Origin of the sequence: Neobacillus mesonae (assembly GCF_001636315.1) — a bacterium.
Classification (GTDB): domain Bacteria; phylum Bacillota; class Bacilli; order Bacillales; family Cytobacillaceae; genus Neobacillus; species Neobacillus mesonae.
Window position 1 is genome coordinate 3,826,572 of record NZ_KV440949.1, and the last position, 23,838, is coordinate 3,850,409.

A 23,838-nucleotide genomic window follows, 5' to 3' on the forward strand; every position below is an offset into this window, starting at 1 on the left:
CTTCAATATAACAATAAAATAGCAAACCCCTTACCCGGCAGGGATAATTCTAATTTATCCCCCGAAATCGCAATCTCCTTATCTTCAAAAAGATTCATCACAGTTTTTCTCCTAACATCGACTGATACCGTATAATTAACCGCTTCGCTACTTGTATTAAGAATAACTACAGCGTTTTTTCCAGAGCCGGACTTTGTATAGACCAAACAACCATCATCAGATCCATCCGAAATAAAGCGCAGGTCACCGTCGTTTGCAAGTAATGGATGCTTGCCGCGGAGGTGGATCAATTTCTGCACATGTTCAAACAAATCACGATTTTGTTCTTCCTGTTCCCACACCATGCACTTCCTGCAGCCAGGATCCATCTCACCGGTAATGCCAATTTCATCGCCATAATAGATGCAAGGTGAGCCGATAAACGTCAACAAGACTGTAAATACCTGTTTTACCCTATCGATATCCTCATCACACAATGTTAAAATCCTTGCCGTATCATGGCTGCCGACCAAATTAAAGGCAACTTCATTAGCGTTTTTCGGATACATATGAATTACACTCGTCATATTTTCAACGAATTCCTTTACCGAAATGCTCTCCTTGGCAAATAGGTTCAAGATATTCGTCATAAAAGGATAGTTCATCACGGCATCAAATTGATCACCGCGAAGCCATGGCATAGCATCATGCCATACTTCCCCAAGGATATATAAATCATGCTTGAGCGATTTGACTTCACGGCGGAATTCGCGCCAAAATGCGTGATCGACTTCATTGGCGACATCGAGACGCCAGCCGTCAATATCAAATTCCTTCACCCAATAGCGTCCAACCGAAAGAAGGTATTCCTTTACTTCCGGGTTTTCCGTCTTTAATTTCGGCATCAACGGTGTAAAGGCAAACGTATCATAGTTTGGCTGCGGTTCGGTAACTAATGGAAACTCATGAACATGGAACCAATTTTTGAAGCGCGAATTTTCTCCGTTCTCTAACACATCCTGAAACTGTGGGAAATAAAAGCCGCTATGGTTAAAAACAGCATCCAACATCACCTTAATGCCGTTCTCATGGCAGACCTCGATTAATTTTTTCAAGGTTTCCTTCGTTCCAAACTGCGGGTCTATTTCCAGATAGTCGATGGTATCATATTTGTGGTTCGAATATGCTTTAAAAATTGGTGTAAAGTAAATGCCGCTGATTCCTAACTCCTTTAGATATGGAACCTTTTGAATAACACCCTCGAGGTCGCCTCCAAAAAAGTTAGATGGTGATGGGGCTTCACTGCCCCATGGAATCACATTCACAGGATCGTTATCCTTGTTTCCGTTCGCAAACCGTTCAGGGAAGATTTGGTACCAAACGGTGTCTTTTACCCATTCCGGTGCCCGGAAAATATCCGCTTCGTTCATAAATGGAAAGGCGAAATAATAGGCTGTATCATCCACAGGAGGCTCCGCATAAAAGCCTTTTTCGGTATAGCAGGCTGTTTCAGATCCGTCATCCAAAATAAACCCATAGCGGAATCGCTTAAAAGGTGGTGTGACGGCCGCAAACCAGTAATCAAATAATTGATCAGACCCGCTCTTTTTCATCGCCATGGTGGTGGGCTGCCACTGTTTTCTATTCCAGTCATAGGGATCACCGTGGAGCAAGGTTACCCTTTTTATATCATCTTTTTTCGTGCGGATTTGAATATGCAACTCACTTGTAGTGCAAACGTATGCATAATTATCCTTAGGACGATGGTAAACCGCTTCTTTTAACAAATCCAATCAACTCTCTTTCTTGGGAAGTGATTTTATTGCTATTTTACTAAAAAGAAACCGTTTTATCAAAATGATTTGATGATTTTTTTACCAAAATAATGTTAAAAATTTTTTTGAAAAAATGGTTGTAAATTTTTATCTAGGCATTATAATGAAATTACGTTGTGCAATCGTTTTCGCAAATGAAAGCGCTATAAGAAAAACATTGAAAAATGATTGACACGGCTCAAAACATTCCTACAATTTCAGGAGGGGACAAAATGAAAAAGGCACTTTCTATTTTCATGATGGTTGTCTTAATGCTTGGTGTTCTTTCAGCTTGTGGTCCGAAACGAGACGATGCAGGCACAAAGGATACCGGTAAGAAGGAAGAAACAGCGGCTAAGCCGGAAAAACTGATTGTTTGGGAAGATAAAGATAAATCAGGCTGGCTTAAAAAGGCAGCGGCTGATTTCGAAAAAGAGAATGGGATCAAAGTTGAATTTAAAGAAGTAGAAATGGCTACAAAAATGCGTGACCAGCTGCGTCTTGATGGTCCTGCCGGGACAGGCCCTGATATTGTAACCTTACCACATGACCAAATCGGCCAGGTTGCGACTGAAGGTTTAATTGCAGAGCTTAAAGTAGATAAATCAGTGACAGATAAATTTTCAGATTCATCCATTGCAGCTGAAACATATAATGGAAAACTTTATGGTCTTCCAAAGTCATCTGAGACTCCAGTTCTTATTTACAATAAAAAATTAATGTCTGAAGCTCCTAAGACTATGGACGATGTTTATGCATTTTCAAAAGATTTCACGAAAGATGGTAAATATGGTTTCTTAGCTCTTTGGGATAACTACTATTTTGCACATGGTATTATCGGCGGTATGGGCGGCTATGTATTTAAAGATAATAATGGCACGCTTGACCCTAAAGATATAGGTTTAAACAATGACGGTGCTGTTAAAGGTGCTGAATACATTCAGAAATGGTACAAAGAAGGACTATTCCCTAAAGGCATTATTGGTGAAAATGGCGGTTCCGCAATGGACGGCCTGTTCCAAGAAGGTAAAGTAGCGGCCGTTATGAACGGACCTTGGGCTTTCCAACCGTACGCAGATGCAGGGAAAAAAGCAGGTTTTGAAATCGGTATGGCTGCACTTCCAACACTTCCAAACGGTGAACATGTTAAAACATTTATGGGTGTTAAAGGCTGGCATGTATCTGCTTATTCGAAAAACCAGGAGTGGGCTACTAAGTTCCTTGAGTTCATGACAAATGATGAAAACTCAAAATATCGTTTTGAACAAACGGCTGAAGTTCCAACAAATAAAGCATTGTTAGATGATCCGGCCATCAAAGACAATGAAGGGGCAAAAGCGGTTGCAGAGCAGTCTCAATACGCAACTCCAATGCCAAACATTCCTGAAATGGGTCAGGTTTGGGATCCGATGGCAAAATCATTACAAACCATCGTAACTGGAAAAACAGAACCTAAAAAGGCGCTGGATTCAGCGGTTAAACAAATCCAAACAAACATTGATTCTACAAAATAATGTAACAATGGCAGTACCTCTTTCTCCGGGGTACTGCCCCACTTTCACATTATTTTAGGGGCTTTATGAGGAAGAAATGGTTTCTTCTTGATAAAGCCTCTAAGCGAAAAGAGTGCTTATTTAGTTAAGAAAGGGGAGTTTAGGATGTCAAAAGGGGAAGTGTCCTATACAACCAGTCATCGTAAGAAAGCGTTGGCCCTATCCATCATTCCTGGGCTCGGGCAGATTTACAACAAACAAATCTTAAAGGGTGTTTCGTTCCTCATTTTGAGTGCCGCGTTCATCTTTGTGTTTAAAGATTTATTAAATATCGGCTTATGGGGTCTCGTTACTTTAGGTGAAATTCCATTTGAAGATCACTCGATTTTCCTATTGGTGTACGGGATTTTAGCGCTTATTGTCATTGTTTTCGGACTTGGCTTCTATATTTTTAACCTGCGGGATGCCTTTAAAGTAGGGAAAAAACACGATACCAATGAGCCCGTTAGCTCTGTTAAAGAACAGTACCGAAACCTTGTGGACAATGGCTTTCCTTATTTAATTATGTCTCCCGGATTTTTACTGTTAGTTTTCGTTGTTATTTTTCCGATTATTTTCGTTATTTTACTTGCATTTACAAACTATGACCTCTATCACTCCCCGCCAGCAAAGCTTGTTGATTGGGTAGGTTTAAAAAACTTTGTTGAAATATTTAAAGTCGATATGTGGCGTCAGACCTTTTTCTCTGTTTTAGCATGGACATTAGTATGGACGTTCGTCGCGACGACTTTTCAAGTGGCGTTAGGGATTTTCCTAGCGATTATTGTCAACCAAAAGGATGTTAAAGGTAAGGCGATTATGCGGACTGTGTTCATCTTGCCGTGGGCGGTACCTGCATTTGTTTCCATCCTTGTTTTTGCTGGGATGTTTAATGAATCATTTGGGGCGATTAACCGGGATATACTTGGCTTTTTCGGAATTGAAGGGCTGCCGTGGATGACGGAACCGTTGTTTACTAGGATTGCGTTAATCCTAATTCAAACATGGCTGGGATTCCCGTTCATTTTTGCGATGGTCACTGGTGTCCTGCAGTCGATTCCGCAGGATTTATATGAAGCTGCCACAGTTGACGGGGCATCCAATTTGCAAAAGTTTAAAAACATTACTTTGCCGCTTGTGTTATATGCGACAGCACCTGTATTGATTACACAATATACGTTTAACTTTAATAACTTCAACATTATTTACCTATTTAATGGCGGCGGACCTGCTGTTTCCGGACAAAATGCAGGCGGTACAGATATTCTGATTTCTTGGATTTATCGTCTGACGATGACATCGGCTCAATATTCTAAGGCCGCAACACTGACAATGTTATTATCGATTATCGTCATTACCGTTGCCATCTGGCAGTTTAGAAGAACAAAATCATTCCAAGAAGAGGATATGATGTAAATGAGTATAAAAAGGCAGAAAATCATCAGACTGACATTAACTTATCTAGTGGTTTTGGTTATGTTTGTGATTATTCTTTATCCGCTGGCTTGGATTATCGGGTCATCGTTTAACCCAGGGCAAAGCTTGTCAGGTTCTAGTATCATTCCAAAGAATGCGACACTTGATCACTACAAAGAGCTTTTCAATATGGAGAAAAGCAATTATGTCTATTGGTATATTAACTCGCTGAAGGTAAGTATTTTAACAATGGTGTTTACCGTTATTCTTGTTAGTTTAACAGCCTATTCTTTTTCTAGATACCGTTTCGTCGGCCGGAAAAATGGGCTTGTCACCTTCTTAATTTTACAAATGATTCCTAACTTCGCGGCGCTAATTGCAATTTATATTTTAGCAACGCTTACTAAATTAATTGACTCACATTTAGGTTTGATCCTTGTGTATGTCGGCGGGCAAATCCCAATGAACACATGGCTGATGAAAGGGTACTTGGATACGATTCCGAAAGAGCTTGATGAGTCAGCGAAGATCGATGGGGCCGGACATCTGCGGATTTTTTTCCAAATCGTAATGCCGCTTGCAACACCGATTATTGCAGTTGTTGCCTTGTTCGCCTTTATCGCGCCATTTGCCGATTTTATCATCGCCAGCATTTTACTTAGAACGGAAGAGAATTATACGCTCGCAGTCGGGCTTTATGACCTTGTTGCGAAGCAGTTTGGTGCTGAATTTACGACCTTTGCTGCAGGTGCTGTGTTAATTGCTGTGCCGATTGCGATACTCTTCTTGTCCTTCCAGCGCTTCTTCGTATCAGGATTGACAGCAGGCGGTACAAAAGGGTAAGTGTATTATATTACTATTTAGCTTCCTTTGAGAGGGGAGAATATTATGACCGTAACGATTAAAGATGTAGCAAGGCTAGCAAATGTGGCACCTTCAACGGTCTCAAGGGTGATTGCAGACAGTCCGCGTATAAGTGAAGAAACGAAGCAAAAAGTGAAAGATGCTATGGAACAGCTTGGCTATCATCCTAATTTAAATGCTAGAAATCTGGCAAGTAAATCCACACAGACGATTGGTCTTGTGATGCCAAGCTCGAAGGATGTCGGCTTTCAGAATCCCTTTTTCCCAACCGTCCTGCAAGGGATTAGCGAGGGAGCGCAGGAAAAAAATTATGCCCTGCATATGACGACAGGTAAATCAGAAGCAGAAATTCTTGAAGCTGTCATCCAAATGGTACAGGGAAGACGAGTGGATGGCGTTGTCCTGCTTACCTCAAGAGTTGAGGATAAGGTAATCTCTTATTTGCGAAAAAGAAAATTTCCATTTGTCTTGATTGGGAAGCCACACAAAAATATTGAGGAAATTACTCATGTAGATAATGATAATGTCGGTGCAATGAAAGAAGCAACTAATTACTTAATCCGATTAGGACATCAGCAGATTGCCTTTATTGGCGGAACGACAGAGTTGATTGTAACCGTGGACCGGCAGGATGGCTATGAAAAAGCGTTGCATGAAGCAGGCATTCCGGTAAAACATGAATATATTGTTCATGAAGCATTTTTACGGGAAGGCGGTCAGGAGGCGGTCCGTGAATTAATGGCACTTGAAGAGCCGCCGACAGCCCTTGTAGTTGCCGATGACTTCATGGCGCTTGGTGTTCTGAATACTCTTGATGAATTGGGAATAAGAGTTCCGGAGGATATTTCAATTGTCAGTTTCAATAATGTACTGCTTGCGGAAATGGCCAAACCGCCATTAACCTCGGTAGATATTAATATATTTGAGCTCGGTTACCAAGCTTCGAAAAATTTAATCCAAATGGTTGAGAATGAGAAAGAGCCAAAGAAACGGCTGATTATTTCGCATCGTTTGGTGAAGCGCTCATCCTGTACCGAGCTAAATACAGCTAGGATTGGGAAGGATTTAACATGAAAAAATTATGGTGGAAAGAAGCGGTTGCCTACCAAATTTATCCCCGCAGCTTTATGGATTCCAATGGGGATGGGATTGGCGACATCAATGGAATTATCTCTAAGCTTGATTATTTGAAGGATTTGGGAATTGATGTGATTTGGGTTTCCCCAATGTACCAATCTCCAAATGATGATAATGGTTATGATATCAGCGACTATCAGGAAATCATGGCCGAGTTCGGGACAATGTCGGACTTTGATCTGCTGCTAGACGAAACGCATAAGCGCGGGATGAAACTGATCCTTGATCTTGTCATCAATCATACCAGCGATGAACATTCATGGTTCATTGAATCCCGCTCATCAAAAGATAGTCCTAAGCGCGATTGGTATATTTGGCGTGATGGGGAAAAAGGAAAAGAACCGAATAACTGGGAGAGTATTTTCAGCGGTTCGGCCTGGGAATACGATGAACAAACCGATCAATATTTCATGCATATTTTTTCGAAAAAACAGCCAGATTTGAATTGGGAAAACAAAGCTGTTCGATCTGAATTATATAAAATGATTAATTGGTGGCTTGATAAAGGAATCGACGGCTTCCGTGTGGATGCAATCAGTCACATTAAAAAAGAAGCGGGTCTTAAGGATATGCCGAATCCAAAAGGACTTAAATATGTTCCGGCCTACGACAAAATGATGAATGTGGAAGGGATCCATACCTTTCTTCAGGAGTTAAAGGTAGAAACATTCTCTAAATACGACATCATGACCGTCGGTGAAGCGAACGGAGTAACGGTTGAGGATACCCGCGATCTAGAGCTTTGGGTAGGCGAAGATGAAGGCAAGTTTAACATGGTATTTCAATTCGAGCATCTCAGCCTGTGGGATGCAGAGAAAAAGAAAGAGCTTGATATTGTTGAATTAAAAAACGTCTTGTCACGATGGCAAAAGGCTCTCGAGGGTAAGGGCTGGAATGCGCTGTTTATTGAAAACCATGATAAAGCCCGGGTTGTCTCCACTTGGGGAAATGACAAGGAATACTGGCGGGAAAGTGCTACTGCCTTTGCAGCAATGTATTTTCTAATGCAAGGGACGCCGTTTATTTATCAGGGTCAGGAAATCGGCATGACTAATGTCCAATTTGCTTCGATAGATGAATATGACGATGTTTCCGCGAAGAATATGTACCGCTTGAAACGGGAAGAAGGAGTGCCGCAACAGGATATTATGGAAATCCTCTGGGCTTCCGGCCGCGATAACTCACGCACCCCGATGCAATGGTCAAATGAAGAAAATGGCGGATTTTCAACCGGAACTCCTTGGCTGAAGGTGAATCCGAATTATAAAGAAATCAATGTCGAGGGACAGCAAAAAGACGCTGATTCAATCTTGAATTTTTACAAAAAAATGATTCGCTTGAAAAAGGCAAACGAGGTATTTACTTACGGCACATATGATTTGCTGTTAAAGAATGATCCGCAGATCTTTGCTTATACCAGGACGCTGAAGGATGAGAAGGTAATGGTCGTCGCCAATCTTTCTTTAAGTGATGCGCTTATTAAAGGATATACCTTTAACTATGATCAGCTGTTGTTAAATAATTATGAAGTAAATGTGCATGAACCGATTCGGGAACTTAACCTGAAGCCGTATGAGACAAGAGTTTACCGAATAAAAGATTAAATATAAGACGATTCGAGGGGCGAGACCTTGAATCGTCTTTTTTTGCTTGGTTCTTTTGGAGTTTATTTAGAGGTCTTTAAAGAGGAATAAAACACCGTTTTGATAAGGAAAATCACAATCTTTTTGAATCGGTTATAGGCAGTTGGGAGACTGGAATCCAATTATGCGCACTATAGAAAGTTCATAAGTGCGCGGAGTCAGAGAAATATCTAATCTCAAGCGCACTATAAGAAGTTTCATAATGAACTTACGCCGGAACTCCAGCTTTCCTCCTCATTATCCGCTCCCAAGGCTTCATGAGCCAACGCTTCGTGGCGAAAATGCCTCGCAGCCATTCGTCTGTACCTTGGGCAAGCCAAATTCCTAGCAGGCCTAATCCATAATGAATACCAAGCAGGTAGCTTAAGGAAACGGCTACTCCCCACATGGAAACAATTCCAATAACGACAGGGAAGCGGACATCGCCGGCGGACTTTAATGAGCTCATCAAGACGATATTCATTGCTCTTCCAGGTTCGACGAAAACGATTGCCCATAAAACAGGTATTCCAACAGCAATAATGCTGGGATCCTCGGTAAATGTCTCTAAAATTGGCACTCCGGTTAGGGCGATAATGATGGAAGTCACCAGCGAAGCGACCATGGCAATTTTTAGCGTGCGAATGCCGCGATGAAGTGCCCGATCAAATTGTTTGGCCCCGATATAGCGCGCCACCAACAACTGCGTTCCTTGGGCAATTGCCAGCGTGAATAGGAAACAGACCATGTTAATATTTAAAATGTACACCCTTGCTGCAAGAGATGCTGTTCCAAGCGAAACAACAATACTGGTGATGACAAGCTGGGATAATTGATACGAAAGGTTTTCGCCAGCGGACGGAATTCCAATAGCAAGCACCCCTCTAATATCCTCTTTTTTCGCATCAATGACATCTTTTAATGTGAGCTTTAAAGAAAGTCTATTATACACAAGGAAAATTAATGCGCAGACAGCAAAAGCGCGGGCGGCCACCATAGCCCATGAAACGCCGGTCACGCCTGTAACGGGGAGTCCGAATATGCCGCCGATGGCAATAATATTTCCCCCTAAACTGATGACATCCATAATGATGGTAACGACCATCGACTCTTTAGTATAGCCATAACTCCTTAACGTGGCGCTTAATGCCAGGGAGATGGATTCAAAAAAGAGCGAAATCCCGCATATTTGGACAAATATGCGGCCGTAATCAAAAACCTTCCCGTGAATATCAAATAATCTTAATAGATGTTCACCGAAGGAAAAGACCAAGACTGCAATGATCAGGCCGAACCAAAAATTTAATCCGAAAACAGACCGAGATAGCTGCCGTGCTTTATTCAACCGGCCGGCTCCAAGATTTTGGCTGATTAGGACGGTTGCTCCAATCGAGGTAACGTTAAAAACTAATATAAAGATATTTAACAGCTGGTTGGCAACGCCAACCCCGGCTGCCGCAGCATCCGAATAATGGCTGAGCATAAAAGTCGCCATAATGCCCATTCCCATATGAAGGGCGAGCTCAATAAAGAGCGGCCAAGAAATACTGAATAAGGTTTGTTCTTGATATTTTGTTGTTTGTTCCTCCAAGTTGTAACTCCTTTTTTCTAGTAAATTAGTAAAATTATATATTTCATTTTACTCTTTTTCGGAGCAGTTACAATTCTAAAATCTGCATATCTCAATGATACGCAAGCGGACAGGCTTGGAGGAATACTTGAAAAAATAAATGCTCCTGCCGGTATCACCTGCAGGAGCATTTAAAGTTATTGGCCCCATTTCATATTAATGTTTAACGTACAACAGTCATTGGGGCTGCTTGGGCTGGAATTTGTCGATAGTTCAAATTGTACACCTGAGGGGTTAAATGTGGTTTTTACAGGAACCTTTAGGCTAATGGATTTAATCAGCCGATCCACCTCATCTTGTTTTCCCTGCTGGGCGGCATCCATCACTTTCTTGGAAAATTGCAAATTACCTAATCGGTCTAGCAGGATACTTCCTTGCTGCATCAACAGCTTGAAGGATTGGATTGAATGGGAAAAAATTTTTGTATCCACAGGCGGGTACGTCCGAGGCGGATGAAAGGTCATCATATTGGTTGGATATGACGGCAAATAATGATAGGCCGGATAATGATAAGAGTGGTAATACACAATGATCACGTTCCCTTCCGTTTAAAAACACAAGGCATTATAAGGTATGTTTTTAGAGGATTTTAAGTACTTTGTACCTTTGGGAGAGAAACGTGATACATATCACCGTAATGATTGTCTTTATCTGATAAATTTGTGAATAGATTGAATATTCATTTAATTCGGAGGTGGAAAAGTGACAATCAGACGGTTATCCTTTATTTGTATAGTACTTACTTATTTACTCATTGTGTTTGGCGGTTATGTAGCTTCATCCGAATCGGGCATGGGTTGCGGGCCGGAGTGGCCGTTATGTAATGGAAAGGTGATTCCGACGTTACAAGGTGAAACATTAATTGAATTTATGCACCGGGTGATTGGGGCGGTACTAGGTGGATTATCGATTATCTTATTTTTCAAACTGATGCACGAAAAAAATGGTTATACAGCCCGCTTTATCTCTGTGATGATGATTGGTTTGTTAATTATTCAGGTGCTTCTTGGTGCGGTAGTGGTGGTATTAGATTTGCCATCAATTATTATTACCATTCACCTGCTCGTTGCGGCGGTTTTTTTGGCCTGCTTAATATGGATTTGGCGAAACTCCGGAGATAAGGAACGGGTCTATTCCGTGTTTTTTAAAGCGGTGGAACACAAAAGAATTACGATGCATATAAACATCCTGATCTTTCTATTACTGCTTACGCTTGCCTTTGGGGCTTATATTAAGCATGAAACCTATGGATTAGCCTGCGGTTGGATCGGCTGCCGCCAATCATTTTTACCATCTACAACTCCGGAATGGCTGCAAACCATTCACCGCGGCTTAGCGGTTATGACTGCCGATTATATTCTCCTGCTTACATACTGGGCGTTTGTAAGGAAATGGGGGAGGGGCTTGCAAAGACGTTTTCTGTTGTGTTTATTGTTTGTAATCCTCCAACTTGTCATTGGCGTTGTCGTAATTGAGACATTGGTCGCGATTCCGTGGGCCGTCTTTCATCTTGCAATCGGTACCGTTCTATTTGCTTTTGTCAGCGAGGCGAGGTTCTATGCAGGAGATCGTATGCTGCAATCCATCGCAAGTAGTACAGCTGTGGGGTATTGGCATGGAGGACAGGACCGGAGAAGCATGGATTAATCAATAAAAGCGTCTGAAAAGTATCAGGCGCTTTTATCATTGAGTTTAGCTAACGGCAAAGTTTACTGTCGGAAAGAGTGGTATAACTGTCGTATAAGCGATTGTAACTGTCGGATACACCAAAATAACTGTCGCCCTGAGCCTTAAAAAATCCGAATGATGCCGCTTGAGACATCGAGGTCAATTTTATGTTTTCCAGTGCCGTGGGTCCCGTGGATTTGTTTTTTGCTTCCGCCGTTTGAGGTCAGTGGAAAATCATTGGTTATAAAACCGCTGTCCGCCTCTCCATTTAGGGTGAAGTCGGCATCATCAGGTAAATCCAAATCCACCATTCCCGAGCTGACATCGATTTTAACAAAATCAGTTAATTCATCCAGTTGAACCTTTAATCTGCCAGAAGAAAGGTCTACCTCCAATGCCCCTTTATAATGCTTGATATTCAGATTTCCAGAGCTGAAATCAAAGGAACCGGTTTTGGTTGTTAAGGTATCGATACTAACATTTCCTGATGAACCTTCATGGGTGAAATTCTTTACATCCAAGTTTTTTAAATGTATATTTCCGGAACCAATGTCAATGGACAATTCCTCTAATTTCATCGGAGTATTTTTGGACGCTCCGGAAAAAGATAGACTCCCTGAGCCTATATCAATGACCATGCTCCGGTCATAATCTTTGGGTAGATAGATTTTAAGTTTATTTTTCTCTGAAAATGACAGAAAGTTAAACCCATTGAACCACTTCTTTTTAAGGGTCACCACTACCATATTGCCTTTTTCAGTGACAGTCAGCTTTTGTTTTCCATTATATACTGTTTTTAAATCAGGCCGATCCTCGGGAATAATTTCTGTACTGACGCTGCCGGCATCGACCTTAATGACTTTAATATTTTTTGAAATCGCCGCTTGCCCGTCAGTGATACCGGCACCAAACCAATTGAATTGGAATGACTGATTAAAAATAATGTATACCCCCGTAATCACTAACAAAAGAATGAATATACGCTTCATTTTTTAACATCCCCTTTTACTATCTTCTTCTACCTTTAGAATACGAAATCCTTTGAATTAACGCTATGAACCAGGGAATTATTTTCCACTAAGACTTGAGATGTAGTAGTGTGCTTTTTCGGTTCCCGAAAGGTTCCATTCCGTGTTATGATAGGCTTTGTAACGGAGGTGCTTTAGAATGGTTAAAAAAATCACACCAAAGGAGCTTCATTTCATGCTTCAAGGTGAAGAAAAAGTTTTGGTGCTGGATGTTCGGGCAGAAGAAAAATTTCACCAGTTTCATATAGAAGAGCCGAATGTGGAAAGCTGTAATATTCCTAAGACGACGATCTTTGGTCTAGAGGAATCAGGCGAAGAGCTCTCGCTGCCTAAGAGCCGTGAAGTTGTTGTGACGTGTACAACCGGAAATTCGGCGGCAAAATGTGCGGATATTCTTGATCGCCAAAATTATCAAGTCATTCTTTTAGAAGGCGGCATCACAGCCTGGAAAGAATATCTGAAATCACTCGAAGACGAATAGGGAAGTGACCCCTTGTATGCTGCAAAAACTAAATAAACAACTAGAAAAAATAATGCCCCTAATAACGCCGGTAAGTGTCATCGCTGGCGTTTTATTGAGCACTTATATAAAAGATTTTTCCTTTTTAATTCCGTGGATCTTCGCGTTTATGACCTTTGCCGGCAGTTTAAGCTCCAATTTTCAATCGCTTAGGGATGTAATGACGCATCCGTTTCCCATTTTTATCGCGATGATGATTCTTCATTTTCTGATGCCGATGTGGGCATGGGGAGTGGGGCATGTTGTATTCCCGAACGATGCCTATACGATTACCGGACTGATATTAGCGATGGTCATTCCTACTGGGATTACCAGCTTTATTTGGGTGTCGATCTATAAAGGGAATATTCCCATGGTTTTATCCGTAATCTTAATTGATACCTTGCTTTCCCCGCTGATTGTTCCATACTCATTGTCGCTGATTATGGGGCAAAAAATTGAAATGGACTACCTTGACATCATGAAGGGACTAATGGGAATGGTTGTGGTCCCTTCCATCATTGGCATGATGTTAAACCAGCTAACGAAGGGAAAAATAAATCAACAATTAGGGTCGCGTCTGGCTCCATTTTCGAAAATTGGGATCGGCATTACGGTTATGCTGAACGGCTCCGTAGTCGCACCGTATTTAAAAAATATTGATTGGAAGCTGGCGGGGATCACCCTGGTCGTCTTTTTTATTGCTTTAACCGGCTACCTGTTTTCCTTTTTCATCGGACGGCTGCTGGTAAAAGACCGCGACACTGTGATTACGCTGACTTTTTCAGGGGGAATGAGAAATATCAGTGCCGGGGCAGTCATCAGCGTGACTTATTTTCCACCTGCGGTTGCTGTTCCCGTCGTGATTGGGATGCTTTTTCAACAAGTACTTGCCTCTTTAAGCGGACATTTTATTGCCAGATATTACGATAAAAGAGTGGAAAAGCAGGATACTGTTGCTATATAGAAAGAAGGTTTTTAAGTTATGACTGATTTAAGCAAAAAGGACAGCTGCTGGTTATCAGGTATACAAGGTATTCAGTGGGCTGCCTTCATGCTGACCAACATCATCGTTGTCCCTGTTGTCGTCGGCCCTGTTTTTCATATGTCGCCGGCTGAAATTTCAACCTTTATGGAGAGAATGCTATTTGTCAGCGGGGCCGCAACATTATTTCAAATCTTTTTTGGACACCGGCTTCCAGTGGTCGAAGGGGCTGCCGGAATGTGGTGGGCGATCTTTATTCTGCTTGGTACTATGAGTGCTCCGGGTGAGCAGGCTGACTTGCTCCGGCAATTGGAAATGGGTCTAATTATTGGCGGCATTTTTTTAGCCATCTTAGGATTTTTACCGATTATTGAAAAAATCCGCAAGCTTTTCACCCCTATTGTTACAGGGGTTTATTTAATTTTACTTGGTAGTCAGTTAAGTGGCTCATTTTTTCAAAGTATGCTTGGAATAAATGCAACGGGACATATAAACGGAAAAATTGCACTTATAAGTTTGAGTGAAATTATTATTATTCTAACGATTTCTTTAAAAGCAAATGGTATCTTAAAAAGCATGGGCCCTTTATTCGGGATTGTCGCTGGTTGGCTGCTGTTTCACTTTTTCGGATTGATTCACGCAGGAAAGGTCTACGAACCGTCAAGCTGGTTTCGAGTGCCGAAGCTCTTTGCATGGGGGCCGCCGGAGTTTGATATCGGAATTGTTCTTACCTCAGTTCTTACCTCAATCGTTTTAATTTCAAATGTGATTGCCACTATTTTAGTGGTGGGAATAACGCTGGAAAGGGAGATTACTTTAAAACAATACCAAAAAGGGCTTTTTGGTAACGGAGTAGGCTTATTCATTTCAGGAATTTTTTCGGTTGTCGGTGTTGTGCCCTTGTCCATTGCGGTTGGTTTTATTAGTACAACGGGTATAAAAAAAATGAAGCCATTAATAATTGGTGCTGCATTGATTATGGCAGCAGGCTTTTTCCCGTATATCGGCGGCTTTTTAGCCACCCTGCCATTGGAAGTGGCATATGCTTCCTTGTTTATTCCATTTTCACAATTGATGGGCTTTGGGATTCGTGACTTAATGGGCATTGAGCCGTCTTCTAGAAATTTACTGGTGGTTGGCCTCTCCTTAATGGTCGGGATTGGCATGATGTTTATGCCGGGTGAGGCGTTTGCAAGTGTTGCACCATGGTTAAGAAATATTGTTTCCAATGGGCTAATTGTTGGATTGATTTTTTGTTTATTGATTGAACATGCGATTTTTCCAGCCCGAAAATCAGCCTTAAAGGCGGAGCAATAGGTTGCATCCCTTCACTGATAATGGTGAAGGGATGTTTTTTTGCAGGAAAAATAGGAAGACTTATAAAGAAGGTTTTTATTGACATGAAACCAAATGGTTTTATATACTGATGAAGTGCAACCAAAAGGTTTTATATTTTTTAAAAAGAAAGCAGGAGAGTTCATGCAGAATACATTACCAGATATAAAGCAGACAATTGTGATTGAGGCGCCGATTGAAAAGGTTTGGGCGCATGTTTCCACTGCAGAAGGAATTGCAGAATGGTTTATGCCAAATGATTTTAAACCAGAAGTGGGACAAGAGTTTCATTTACAATCCCCATTTGGTCCATCACCATGTAAGGTGACAGAGTTTGACCCGCCAAATAAGCTTTCGTTCATATGGGATACAGATGGCTGGTTTGCCTCATTTATTTTAAAAGAGCTGGGGGATAAAACTGAGTTTACCTTGATCCATGGGGGCTGGAAAGAGCCTGATGCAATCGTTGAAAAAGCCCAGCGAAAGTCCTCGGAAATTCGCGATATGATGTCTCAAGGCTGGGCTGGTATCGTTCAAAAGCTTAAGAGGATTGTGGAGGGCTAAGTGTCACAGCTCGCACAAAAGCATGATGTTTTTCAAGCGATTGCTGACCCCACTCGCAGAGAAGTATTAAAGTTACTTGCAGAAAAGGAATTGCCAATTTCGGAAATTACCTCACATTTCCCAATGAGCCGTACAGCCATCGCAAAACATCTTAAAGTGTTGTCTGATGCCGAATTGGTAAGCGGCCGCAAGCAGGGCAGAGAAAAAATCTACCGTCTTCATCCGGAACCCTTAACAGAGCTGCGGCGCTTCTACGAACAATTCTGGAGCAATAAGCTTTCGATTCTAAAATATATCGTGGAACATGACGAGGAAAAATAGACTTTTGATTAAAGCTAGAAGCAGGGGCTTCTGGCTTTTTTTTTGGTTTGGGGGGGAAGGAAAGTTGGGAAGCGCGGTGGATATAGGATTTAAGCGACCGAGAGAGTGAAAAAAGAGATTGCGGGTAGCGTAGAAGGTTATAGGCGACCGAGAGAGTGAGAAAAAGAGATTACGGGTAGCGTAGAAGGGTTATAGGCGACCGAGGGAGCGGAAAAAAGAGTTTACGGGTAGAGTAGAAGGGATATAGGCGACCGAGAGAGTGGAAAAAAGAGATTGCGGGTAGCGTAGAAGGGTTATAGGCGACCGAGAGAGCGGAAAAAAGAGATTGCGGGTAGCGTAGAAGGGTTATAGGCGACCGAGGGAGCGGAAAAAAGAGATTGCGGGTAGCGTAGAAGGGCTATAGGCGACCGAGAGAGCGAGAAAAAGGAGTCACGGGTAGCGTAGAAGGGCTTTAGGCGACCGAGAGAGCGAAAAAATTGAGGGCGGGGTCGCCTATAAACTCAAAATGATTTTCAAATAGACCTATCACCCAGCCCCGCCATTTATGATAAAATTTTTAATGAAAGGGGCTGGTGGTTATAAATATTATCGACCTACATTGTGATGTTTTGCTGAAGCTCTGGGAAGCAAAAGGTTCAATTCGATTTGCGGACGGCCCTGATTTGCAGGCGAACAAAGCCCGGCTGCAAAAGGGGAAGGTGAAGGTACAGTGCTTCGCAATTTTTATAGAGCCGGATATCCCGTCTGATCAAAAATTTCAAGCGGCACTTGGGCAAATCGATTATTTTTACAAAGAAGTGCTTGGGAAAAATCCCGACATGTTACATATCAAAGAATGGTCCGATTTTGAACGGTTAAAAATCGGGCAGATAGGGGCAATGCTAACATTAGAAGGTGTCGATGCGATTGGGAACAATTTGCTGAAACTGCGAACCCTGCATCAGCTTGGGGTTCGTTTGGTCGGTCTCACATGGAACAACGCCAATCTGGCAGCAGATGGCGCTGGCGAACCGCGCGGCGGTGGACTGACGCTTTTGGGAAAAGAGATTGTGGCTTTTAATAATGAACACAAAATTTTCACCGATGTTTCTCATTTAAGTGATAAGGGAATTTGGGAGGTTATTGAACTCGCAGATTATCCGATTGCCAGTCATTCCAATGCTAGGGCGCTTTGCCACCATCCAAGGAATTTAACGGATGAACAGGCTGTCGCGATGTTTAAAAAAGACGCCATGATTCATGTAGTGTACCATCCGCCTTTTATTAAAGAAACTGGGGAAGCAACCATCCCCGATCTAATTAAACACATTGACCATTTTTGCGCGTTGGGCGGTGTGAAAAACATCGGGCTTGGCTCTGACTTTGATGGGATTTCCCAGTTTGTCGTGAACCTGGAGGATGCTTCTAAAAGTCAAAACCTGATAAATGCATTATTAAAATATTATTCTGAAGATGAAGTCAGGGGATTTGCGTCGCAAAATTTTCTGAACCATCTGCCGGAGGTACCTAGATGAAGATTAGAGAATTAGGTTTGACTATCGGCAAATTGCCAACAGGGGAGAAAAACTGTATCACCGATGTGGAAGGCGTCCGGGTGGGGCATGTAACACTGGACTATCCGCTTGATGAACAGGAGAATGAATATGCCTGTACAGGTGTAACAGCGATTTTACCGCATGGCGGCAATTTGTTTCAAGAAAAAGTAACTGCGACAAGCTATGTCATTAACGGTTTTGGAAAAACAACAGGGCTTGTGCAGGTAAATGAATTAGGTGTGCTAGAATCACCCATCATGTTAACGAATACGTTTGGTGTGCCGGCTGTAACGCAGGGAACGCTTGAGTATATGCTTGCGGAAAATCCGGAAATCGGCGACACTACTGGAACAATTAATGTTGTCGTTGGTGAGTGCAATGACAGCTATTTGAACTCAATTCGATTATTCCCGGTTCAGCCCCAGCATGCTCTAGAGGCAATTAGAATAGCTTCAACTGATCAGGCTGAGGAGGGTGCTGTAGGTGCGGGTAAAGGAATGGTTTGTTTTGGACATAAAGGTGGAATTGGTTCTTCCTCACGGATTGTGGAGGAATATACGGTGGGATGTCTTGTCCTGAGCAATTTTGGCAGGAAGGAAGAGCTTCGCGGGTTCCAATATTGGAACGGCGGCGGTGGCGAAGTTGGCGGAATTTCTGAGACATCAGACGGTTCAATTATCATGGTGCTGGCGACAGATGCACCGTTAAGTGACCGCCAGCTGCTGCGAGTGGCAAAACGCTGCGGGATCGGGCTTGGAAGAACAGGCAGCCATTTTAGTCACGGCAGCGGTGACATCGTAATTGCTTTTTCGACTGCCCATAAAATCGCCCATTTTGCAGAAGGGGTAATGACGGAATCAAGGACGCAAATTCGTGAAGATCACCCGCTAATGAACGAGCTCTTTGCGGCAGCTTCAGAGGCGACGGAGGAAGCCATTCTGAATTCATTATCACAAGCCGTCACAACTAAAGGAAGAGCAGGTCACGTTGTAGAACATTTTGACTTAAGGAAAGAGGAGTAAGCCATGTATCTCACAGTAAAAGAAACAGCAGAATACCTATCAATACCGGCAGCGACGGTGGAAAAACTTATCCAGCAGAAAAAAATCCGTGCCCTATACGACGGCAACGAATACTTAATCTACAAAGAACAATTCAACACCCATCTAAAACAAATGGAAACATACAAACAACTCATCCAAGAAATCCTAAACGAGCCCATCCCGGAAGATCTGGATGTAAAGGATGAGGATTAAAATACTTGGGGTGCCCTTAGGTGCCTGACACCACTCGTGGACATTTGTACGCATGGGGTGGACAGTTTGTGAAAATTTCACATGGTGCCTGACACCAAATTGATTTTGGAGGAAATAATATGGCTAATATTTTCTTAAAAAGGGTTTATGATCCTTATGATGAGGGAGATGGGTGCCGGATTTTGGTGGATCGGTTGTGGCCACGGGGGATTTCGAAGGAGAATGCGAGGTTGACGTTTTGGTTGAAGGAGGTTGCTCCAAGTCCGGACTTAAGAAAGTGGTTTTGTCATAAGCCAGAGCTGTTTCAGGAGTTTCGTGAGTGCTATTTGGAAGAGCTTCGTACAGAAGGTCCGCAGTCCGAAGCAGCCCAGCAAATTATCGATATTGCTTCGAAAGAGCCTGTCACACTTTTATACGGCGCCAAGGATCCCGTCTATAATCATGCCATTGTACTGCAAGAAGAATTGATGAACCAAATCAAAAACTAAACGACCATGTAGCCGTACCATGGTCGTTTTTTGTTATCAGCTAGCTAAATCACATACAAAAATACACTCAAATAATGAGCCAAGCTCCCGAGCAGGATAAATACATGAAATATTTCATGGAAGCCCCAATTCTTAAACTGTAAAAATTTCGGCTTTGCTCCGTAAATCACACCGCCAACTGTGTAGAATAGTCCTCCAAGTACCAACAGAAACAGCCCAACAGGATTTAAGCTGCCGGCAAGCGGTGAAAATACAAAAACAACCATCCAGCCCATCGCAATGTATAGAACCGTTGAAATCCAGCGAGGGCAATGAAACCAAACCATTTTAAAAACGACTCCACAGATGGCAACTGCGGCAATAATCGAAAATAGGATGGCCCCGGTTTTACCGTTTAAACTAATAAAGCAAAAAGGCGTATAGGTGCCCGCAATCAAAATAAAAATCATGGAATGGTCTAGCCGCCGTAAGAACGCGATGACTTTGTCCTTGGCGATGACCATGTGATAGGTCGCCGAAGCAGAATAAAGCAAAATCATGCTGATACCGAAAATGATGACCGCCGTAATAGCCAGCGGCGTTGGTGTCGTCAGCGATGCCTTAATAACCATGGCCAAAAGTCCGACAAATGAAAGAACAGCTCCTGCCAAATGCGTCAATCCATTAATAGGTTCCCGAATGTAATTCCCCATAACAAATAGCCTCCTAACACATCATGTAGTTTTAATAACTACTTATAATGATACATGTATACTAACATCTAGTCAATGTCAAACTCATCATGTATAATAAAAATAATCATGATATGAACGGGGATTTAAACGATGGATAAAACAATCAATCAAATCATAGAACAGCTCGATTTAGACGCGAACTTAACCTTAAACGACATACCGCAGCTTGATTTATACATGGACCAGGTCATCCAGCTGTTTGAAAATAAATTTGCGGGTGCAAAACGTAATGAAGAGGAGAAAGTCCTGACCAAAACGATGATCAATAATTATGCCAAGGGGAAGCTTATTTTTCCGATTAAAAATAAAAAGTATTCTAAAGAGCATCTTATTTTAATCAGCTTGATTTATCAGTTGAAAGGAGCACTCTCCATTAACGATATTAAAACGACACTGGATGGTATAAACGAAAAGATTCTCGAGGAAGATATCGATTTAGATTCTTTTTATAACAGCTATCTTAACCTGACAAAGAGAAATGCGGCTGATTTTAGGGAAGATATTTTTCAACGGGAAAAGGAAGTTCAAGAGGAAATAGTACATGGACAAGACGAAACATCGGCGTATTTGGAGCGGGTATTGATGATTTCATCACTCGTCCATATGAGCAGCCTATATCGGAAAGCAGCGGAAAAGCTTGTGGATCAACTGGCACCGGAAATAGAATTCAAACGCCATAAATAATAATAAAAAAGCGCCTGATTCAGGCGCTTTACATATGTTCGCTTTTTCCTGCTCTAAACAAGAGAGTTTTCTTTAGTCTGTATTGATGTAAAAATTCTTCCAAGGCTCCTGAACCAAATAAAACACCAAACAAGATAAAGACAAACCCAATCACTTGAGAAACGGATATTTTTTCGCCGAGCAGCAGCACCGCCCCAATTAAAGCAAAGAAAGGGTTGAGATTAATAAATATCGCCGATTCGGTTACTCCGACTTTCCCGATTGCATTGTTGTAAATCATCTGACCGATGGCGGTCGCAATTATGGCGGAGGCGAGGAAAATCATCCAAATCCCCAACGAGCCGTTCGAGAATGATCCGATCCCTTCAGGCTCTTTCCACAAACTGATAACAAATAGAACTACCGAACCAATGAGCAGCATGTAGCCTGTCATTAACCTCGGATCAAGTGTATGAGAGGTTTTCTTAATGATGACAAAGCTTAATGCCTGTGTAAAAACGGCAATAAATACATATAAATCTCCGATGGAAATAGTGCTGAGCGACCCGCCTGCTCCAATTGCAACGACAAATGTAATCCCCGTTAACCCGAAAAATATCCCCAGCCATTTAAGGAAGGTCACTTGATTTTTCAACAGGATGAAGGCGATTATGGTGGACAAAAGCGGCCCCAATCCCAAAATTAGTCCCCCATTTGATGCGGAAGTTTCCACAAGTCCGATAGATAAAAAGAAATGATGACCGACCACATTCATAAGACTGGCTAGTATTATGTAAAAAAGCTCCTGTTTGGTCGGCAGCCGCATTAGTTTTAAAAAGAAAAGAATACCAAACACACAAACAGCCGCAACAAAAATCCTAAATGCAGTTACCGTAATAGGAGCAAACTCCGACACCAGCACCTTAATCGCAATCACATTCAGCCCCCACGCAGCCATAACAAAAACCAGCAACAAATAAATCTCAAATCTTTGCCTTCTCGTCAATTTCCCACCCCCTTGATGCTTGGGGACGGTTCTTGTGCTTCATTTCCACTCTCGAAGGAATTACAGCACAAGGGCCCCCAGATTGTAAATTGTATTTTTTAATCTGTTTTCTGCCAAATCTCCGGTTAATCTTTTTTCATTCTAGTTGCGTTAACGCCAATTGTACATTTATTCTTTTGGCAGAACCGGCTCTTGTTTCCTTTTTACCTTTTCCAGCTTAACATCTTGCAGGCCGGGACCGAGCGTGATTAGTTCGAATGAAGAATCCTTGCTATCACTCGCCGTAACATTTCGAATTTCCACCGAATCAGCCCGATTTTTCCCGCCGAATACCTTTATTCCCGAACCGGCTGTTGAAAAATTTTTAAAAGAAATATTGTTCAAAACCACTTTTCTTGCTTGGTATTGAATGGCCGCGACCGGACCGCCATGATAATTGTAACCGGGTTCGCCAATAAACGTTAAATGATTTAGCACCACATTTTTATAGCCGGAAATGACTAAGCAGCGTGGTTTTGAATCCTTATATAAATCGCTAAAAACGGGTCCGACCGAAACGAGATTTGTTGCCATAATATTAAAAGCCGTCTCCGACTCGGAATCTTCGCTTTTGTGATGACCGATATGGCGAAAGTTGTAAGAACGGTTATCGTTTACGGAAATATGCCCGATAATTTGTACATTGGAGGCTGCGGATGAATTCTGATGGGCCTTGATTTCAATCCCGCCAAAACACCTTGCCGATGAGTTGTTCACTAGAACGACATTTCGGGAACCGTCATCGATCTCAAAGCCGTTGGAATTGGAAAAGCCTTTACGATGAGCCCGGCCGCTCGGGTCGTACATGTGGCAGTTGGAAATTAGGATATAATCACTATGATGGGTGGTGATGCCGTCATCCCCGAAGCCAAAGCCTGTGACGTTATCAACCCAGATAAATTTACTTCCCCCAACAGCGCGTCGGCCATCACCGGCATAATTGTACAGCGTCGAAGAAATATCGACACCGTGGAGGCCGGGATTGATCGTCTCAATATCCTTTACCCAGCCGTATGTAACATTCGCGTAGGTTAAACAGCTTGAATGATTGCCCCAAGTGCTCGTCTTGGGCTCGTTGCCAAGCCGCTCGACATTCCAATCCAAGCTAAAACCCTCTACCATGATATGATGGTTCCCGCGCCAATGATGTGCATTGGTTAATAGTCTGGCACCTTTATCAGCATTGTTATGAAGTTTAATAGTGGTAGCACCTTTTCCGGCACCGGCCAGCCAAGTCCAGGAAGGCAGATGAATGCCCCTGGTGATAAAAACTCCTTCCGGTACTATAACTTTCACCTTGCCCAAACCGATTGCCTTCTTAAAAGCAGCGGTACAATCCGTTTTACCGTCGCCTACCGCACCGAAATCTGCGACATTCACTTCTTTTGTGATATTCCCCTGTAATTGATTGTATTCTTGTTTTAGTCTCCCTAACCAATCTGGATAAATATTGCCTTCGGTATCCGCATGAACCTTTGTTGGTTCAGTAATCACGGCGCGTTTGGAAAGCGGTCGAAATACCACCTCGCCGAATTTTTGCGAAAAAGGAACAGGCAGCTTTTTGGTAGCTGTGGGCACAGGTACAGCATTTTTGGTAAGGCATCCCTGAAAAAGCTGCTCCGTTTCTTTTAAAGCCTTGCCAATATCCAAATGCCGCCCCGTAATTTCCGCCAACAGAACCGCATTCTTCCGCGGATCATGCAATTTCCCCAACATCAACTTC

The 23,838-nt window shown here is 42.4% G+C and carries 23 protein-coding genes; 16 read left to right on the forward strand and 7 right to left on the reverse strand.

Annotated features, from left to right (window positions below; translation table 11 throughout):
* Nucleotides 1-2 precede the first annotated feature (2 nt).
* Nucleotides 3-1,766 (reverse strand): alpha-glycosidase, encoded by a 1,764-nt coding sequence (locus tag A6749_RS17845; protein ID WP_066401033.1) that lies wholly within the window; start codon nt 1,764-1,766, stop codon nt 3-5.
* Between the two features lie 260 nt (nt 1,767-2,026).
* Between A6749_RS17845 and A6749_RS17850 the strand changes: the two genes are divergently transcribed.
* The 5 genes from A6749_RS17850 (at nt 2,027) to A6749_RS17870 (ending at nt 8,346) form a co-directional block, all read left to right on the forward strand.
* Complete coding sequence (locus tag A6749_RS17850) at nt 2,027-3,307, forward strand: extracellular solute-binding protein (RefSeq protein ID WP_066393180.1); 1,281 nt, start codon at nt 2,027-2,029, stop codon at nt 3,305-3,307.
* 144 nt (nt 3,308-3,451) lie between these two features.
* Nucleotides 3,452-4,741, forward strand: coding sequence for a carbohydrate ABC transporter permease (locus A6749_RS17855; RefSeq protein WP_066393183.1), 1,290 nt, complete (start codon nt 3,452-3,454; stop codon nt 4,739-4,741).
* Nucleotides 4,742-5,584, forward strand: coding sequence for a sugar ABC transporter permease (locus A6749_RS17860; protein ID WP_066393187.1), 843 nt, complete (start codon nt 4,742-4,744; stop codon nt 5,582-5,584).
* Nucleotides 5,585-5,629: 45 nt separating this feature from the next.
* Nucleotides 5,630-6,679 (forward strand): LacI family DNA-binding transcriptional regulator, encoded by a 1,050-nt coding sequence (locus A6749_RS17865; RefSeq protein ID WP_066393192.1) that lies wholly within the window; start codon nt 5,630-5,632, stop codon nt 6,677-6,679.
* Entirely contained in the window at nt 6,676-8,346 is a 1,671-nt protein-coding gene (locus A6749_RS17870) for a glycoside hydrolase family 13 protein (protein ID WP_066393194.1), read from the forward strand. Before A6749_RS17865 ends, A6749_RS17870 begins: the two co-directional genes overlap by 4 nt.
* A gap of 247 nt (nt 8,347-8,593) precedes the next feature.
* Here A6749_RS17870 and A6749_RS17875 read toward each other — a convergent pair whose 3' ends face one another.
* Nucleotides 8,594-9,955, reverse strand: coding sequence for an MATE family efflux transporter (locus A6749_RS17875; protein WP_066393198.1), 1,362 nt, complete (start codon nt 9,953-9,955; stop codon nt 8,594-8,596).
* 176 nt (nt 9,956-10,131) lie between these two features.
* On the reverse strand, nt 10,132-10,530 hold the full coding sequence (locus A6749_RS17880; protein WP_084797890.1) for a hypothetical protein: 399 nt from the start codon (nt 10,528-10,530) through the stop codon (nt 10,132-10,134).
* Between the two features lie 166 nt (nt 10,531-10,696).
* On the opposite strand from A6749_RS17880, the gene A6749_RS17885 reads away from it, so the two are divergent.
* On the forward strand, nt 10,697-11,641 hold the full coding sequence (locus tag A6749_RS17885; RefSeq protein WP_066393212.1) for a COX15/CtaA family protein: 945 nt from the start codon (nt 10,697-10,699) through the stop codon (nt 11,639-11,641).
* A 143-nt stretch (nt 11,642-11,784) separates the two neighbouring features.
* Here the strand turns inward: A6749_RS17885 and liaG are convergent, their stop codons facing one another.
* Entirely contained in the window at nt 11,785-12,651 is an 867-nt protein-coding gene (gene liaG / locus A6749_RS17890; RefSeq protein WP_066393214.1) for a LiaG family protein, read from the reverse strand.
* 178 nt (nt 12,652-12,829) lie between these two features.
* Between liaG and A6749_RS17895 the strand changes: the two genes are divergently transcribed.
* The 9 genes from A6749_RS17895 (at nt 12,830) to A6749_RS17935 (ending at nt 19,673) form a co-directional block, all read left to right on the forward strand.
* Complete coding sequence (locus tag A6749_RS17895) at nt 12,830-13,171, forward strand: rhodanese-like domain-containing protein (RefSeq protein WP_066393219.1); 342 nt, start codon at nt 12,830-12,832, stop codon at nt 13,169-13,171.
* Between the two features lie 16 nt (nt 13,172-13,187).
* Entirely contained in the window at nt 13,188-14,156 is a 969-nt protein-coding gene (locus A6749_RS17900) for a bile acid:sodium symporter family protein (protein WP_066393224.1), read from the forward strand.
* An 18-nt stretch (nt 14,157-14,174) separates the two neighbouring features.
* Complete coding sequence (locus tag A6749_RS17905) at nt 14,175-15,491, forward strand: purine/pyrimidine permease (protein ID WP_066393230.1); 1,317 nt, start codon at nt 14,175-14,177, stop codon at nt 15,489-15,491.
* Between the two features lie 162 nt (nt 15,492-15,653).
* On the forward strand, nt 15,654-16,073 hold the full coding sequence (locus tag A6749_RS17910) for an SRPBCC family protein (protein WP_066401035.1): 420 nt from the start codon (nt 15,654-15,656) through the stop codon (nt 16,071-16,073).
* Complete coding sequence (locus A6749_RS17915) at nt 16,074-16,394, forward strand: ArsR/SmtB family transcription factor (protein WP_066393234.1); 321 nt, start codon at nt 16,074-16,076, stop codon at nt 16,392-16,394.
* A gap of 578 nt (nt 16,395-16,972) precedes the next feature.
* Nucleotides 16,973-17,908 carry a dipeptidase gene (locus A6749_RS17920; RefSeq protein WP_066401036.1) on the forward strand — a complete coding sequence of 312 codons (936 nt, stop codon included), beginning with the start codon at nt 16,973-16,975 and terminating at the stop codon, nt 17,906-17,908.
* Nucleotides 17,905-18,951 (forward strand): DmpA family aminopeptidase, encoded by a 1,047-nt coding sequence (locus tag A6749_RS17925; protein ID WP_066393238.1) that lies wholly within the window; start codon nt 17,905-17,907, stop codon nt 18,949-18,951. Before A6749_RS17920 ends, A6749_RS17925 begins: the two co-directional genes overlap by 4 nt.
* A gap of 3 nt (nt 18,952-18,954) precedes the next feature.
* Nucleotides 18,955-19,185: an excisionase family DNA-binding protein gene (locus A6749_RS17930; protein ID WP_066393241.1), complete on the forward strand. Its 231-nt coding sequence runs from the start codon at nt 18,955-18,957 to the stop codon at nt 19,183-19,185.
* Between the two features lie 119 nt (nt 19,186-19,304).
* Nucleotides 19,305-19,673 carry a DUF488 domain-containing protein gene (locus tag A6749_RS17935; RefSeq protein WP_066393244.1) on the forward strand — a complete coding sequence of 123 codons (369 nt, stop codon included), beginning with the start codon at nt 19,305-19,307 and terminating at the stop codon, nt 19,671-19,673.
* A 44-nt stretch (nt 19,674-19,717) separates the two neighbouring features.
* On the opposite strand, the gene trhA is transcribed toward A6749_RS17935, so the two are convergent.
* Nucleotides 19,718-20,365 carry a PAQR family membrane homeostasis protein TrhA gene (gene trhA / locus A6749_RS17940; protein WP_066393247.1) on the reverse strand — a complete coding sequence of 216 codons (648 nt, stop codon included), beginning with the start codon at nt 20,363-20,365 and terminating at the stop codon, nt 19,718-19,720.
* Between the two features lie 132 nt (nt 20,366-20,497).
* On the opposite strand from trhA, the gene A6749_RS17945 reads away from it, so the two are divergent.
* Nucleotides 20,498-21,091 carry a DUF1836 domain-containing protein gene (locus A6749_RS17945; protein WP_066393249.1) on the forward strand — a complete coding sequence of 198 codons (594 nt, stop codon included), beginning with the start codon at nt 20,498-20,500 and terminating at the stop codon, nt 21,089-21,091.
* Between the two features lie 28 nt (nt 21,092-21,119).
* Here the strand turns inward: A6749_RS17945 and A6749_RS17950 are convergent, their stop codons facing one another.
* Both A6749_RS17950 and A6749_RS17955 read right to left on the reverse strand, forming a co-directional pair.
* Nucleotides 21,120-22,076 carry a DMT family transporter gene (locus A6749_RS17950; protein WP_236719695.1) on the reverse strand — a complete coding sequence of 319 codons (957 nt, stop codon included), beginning with the start codon at nt 22,074-22,076 and terminating at the stop codon, nt 21,120-21,122.
* A 168-nt stretch (nt 22,077-22,244) separates the two neighbouring features.
* Nucleotides 22,245-23,831 carry a glycosyl hydrolase family 28-related protein gene (locus tag A6749_RS17955; RefSeq protein WP_066393252.1) on the reverse strand — a complete coding sequence of 529 codons (1,587 nt, stop codon included), beginning with the start codon at nt 23,829-23,831 and terminating at the stop codon, nt 22,245-22,247.
* Between the last annotated feature and the right edge of the window lie 7 nt (nt 23,832-23,838).

What these genes read in the sequence shown, in the direction of transcription:
- A6749_RS17870 (WP_066393194.1), top strand. Translation starts at nt 6,676, where the DNA reads ATGAAAAAATTATGGTGGAAAGAAGCGGTTGCCTACCAAATTTATCCC.
- A6749_RS17910 (WP_066401035.1), top strand. Translation starts at nt 15,654, where the DNA reads ATGCAGAATACATTACCAGATATAAAGCAGACAATTGTGATTGAGGCG.
- A6749_RS17900 (WP_066393224.1), top strand. Translation starts at nt 13,188, where the DNA reads ATGCTGCAAAAACTAAATAAACAACTAGAAAAAATAATGCCCCTAATA.
- A6749_RS17955 (WP_066393252.1), bottom strand. Translation starts at nt 23,831, where the DNA reads ATGTTGGGGAAATTGCATGATCCGCGGAAGAATGCGGTTCTGTTGGCG.
- A6749_RS17905 (WP_066393230.1), top strand. Translation starts at nt 14,175, where the DNA reads ATGACTGATTTAAGCAAAAAGGACAGCTGCTGGTTATCAGGTATACAA.
- liaG (WP_066393214.1), bottom strand. Translation starts at nt 12,651, where the DNA reads ATGAAGCGTATATTCATTCTTTTGTTAGTGATTACGGGGGTATACATT.
- A6749_RS17930 (WP_066393241.1), top strand. Translation starts at nt 18,955, where the DNA reads ATGTATCTCACAGTAAAAGAAACAGCAGAATACCTATCAATACCGGCA.
- A6749_RS17865 (WP_066393192.1), top strand. Translation starts at nt 5,630, where the DNA reads ATGACCGTAACGATTAAAGATGTAGCAAGGCTAGCAAATGTGGCACCT.
- A6749_RS17935 (WP_066393244.1), top strand. Translation starts at nt 19,305, where the DNA reads ATGGCTAATATTTTCTTAAAAAGGGTTTATGATCCTTATGATGAGGGA.
- A6749_RS17855 (WP_066393183.1), top strand. Translation starts at nt 3,452, where the DNA reads ATGTCAAAAGGGGAAGTGTCCTATACAACCAGTCATCGTAAGAAAGCG.
- A6749_RS17945 (WP_066393249.1), top strand. Translation starts at nt 20,498, where the DNA reads ATGGATAAAACAATCAATCAAATCATAGAACAGCTCGATTTAGACGCG.
- A6749_RS17895 (WP_066393219.1), top strand. Translation starts at nt 12,830, where the DNA reads ATGGTTAAAAAAATCACACCAAAGGAGCTTCATTTCATGCTTCAAGGT.
- trhA (WP_066393247.1), bottom strand. Translation starts at nt 20,365, where the DNA reads ATGGGGAATTACATTCGGGAACCTATTAATGGATTGACGCATTTGGCA.
- A6749_RS17860 (WP_066393187.1), top strand. Translation starts at nt 4,742, where the DNA reads ATGAGTATAAAAAGGCAGAAAATCATCAGACTGACATTAACTTATCTA.
- A6749_RS17850 (WP_066393180.1), top strand. Translation starts at nt 2,027, where the DNA reads ATGAAAAAGGCACTTTCTATTTTCATGATGGTTGTCTTAATGCTTGGT.
- A6749_RS17925 (WP_066393238.1), top strand. Translation starts at nt 17,905, where the DNA reads ATGAAGATTAGAGAATTAGGTTTGACTATCGGCAAATTGCCAACAGGG.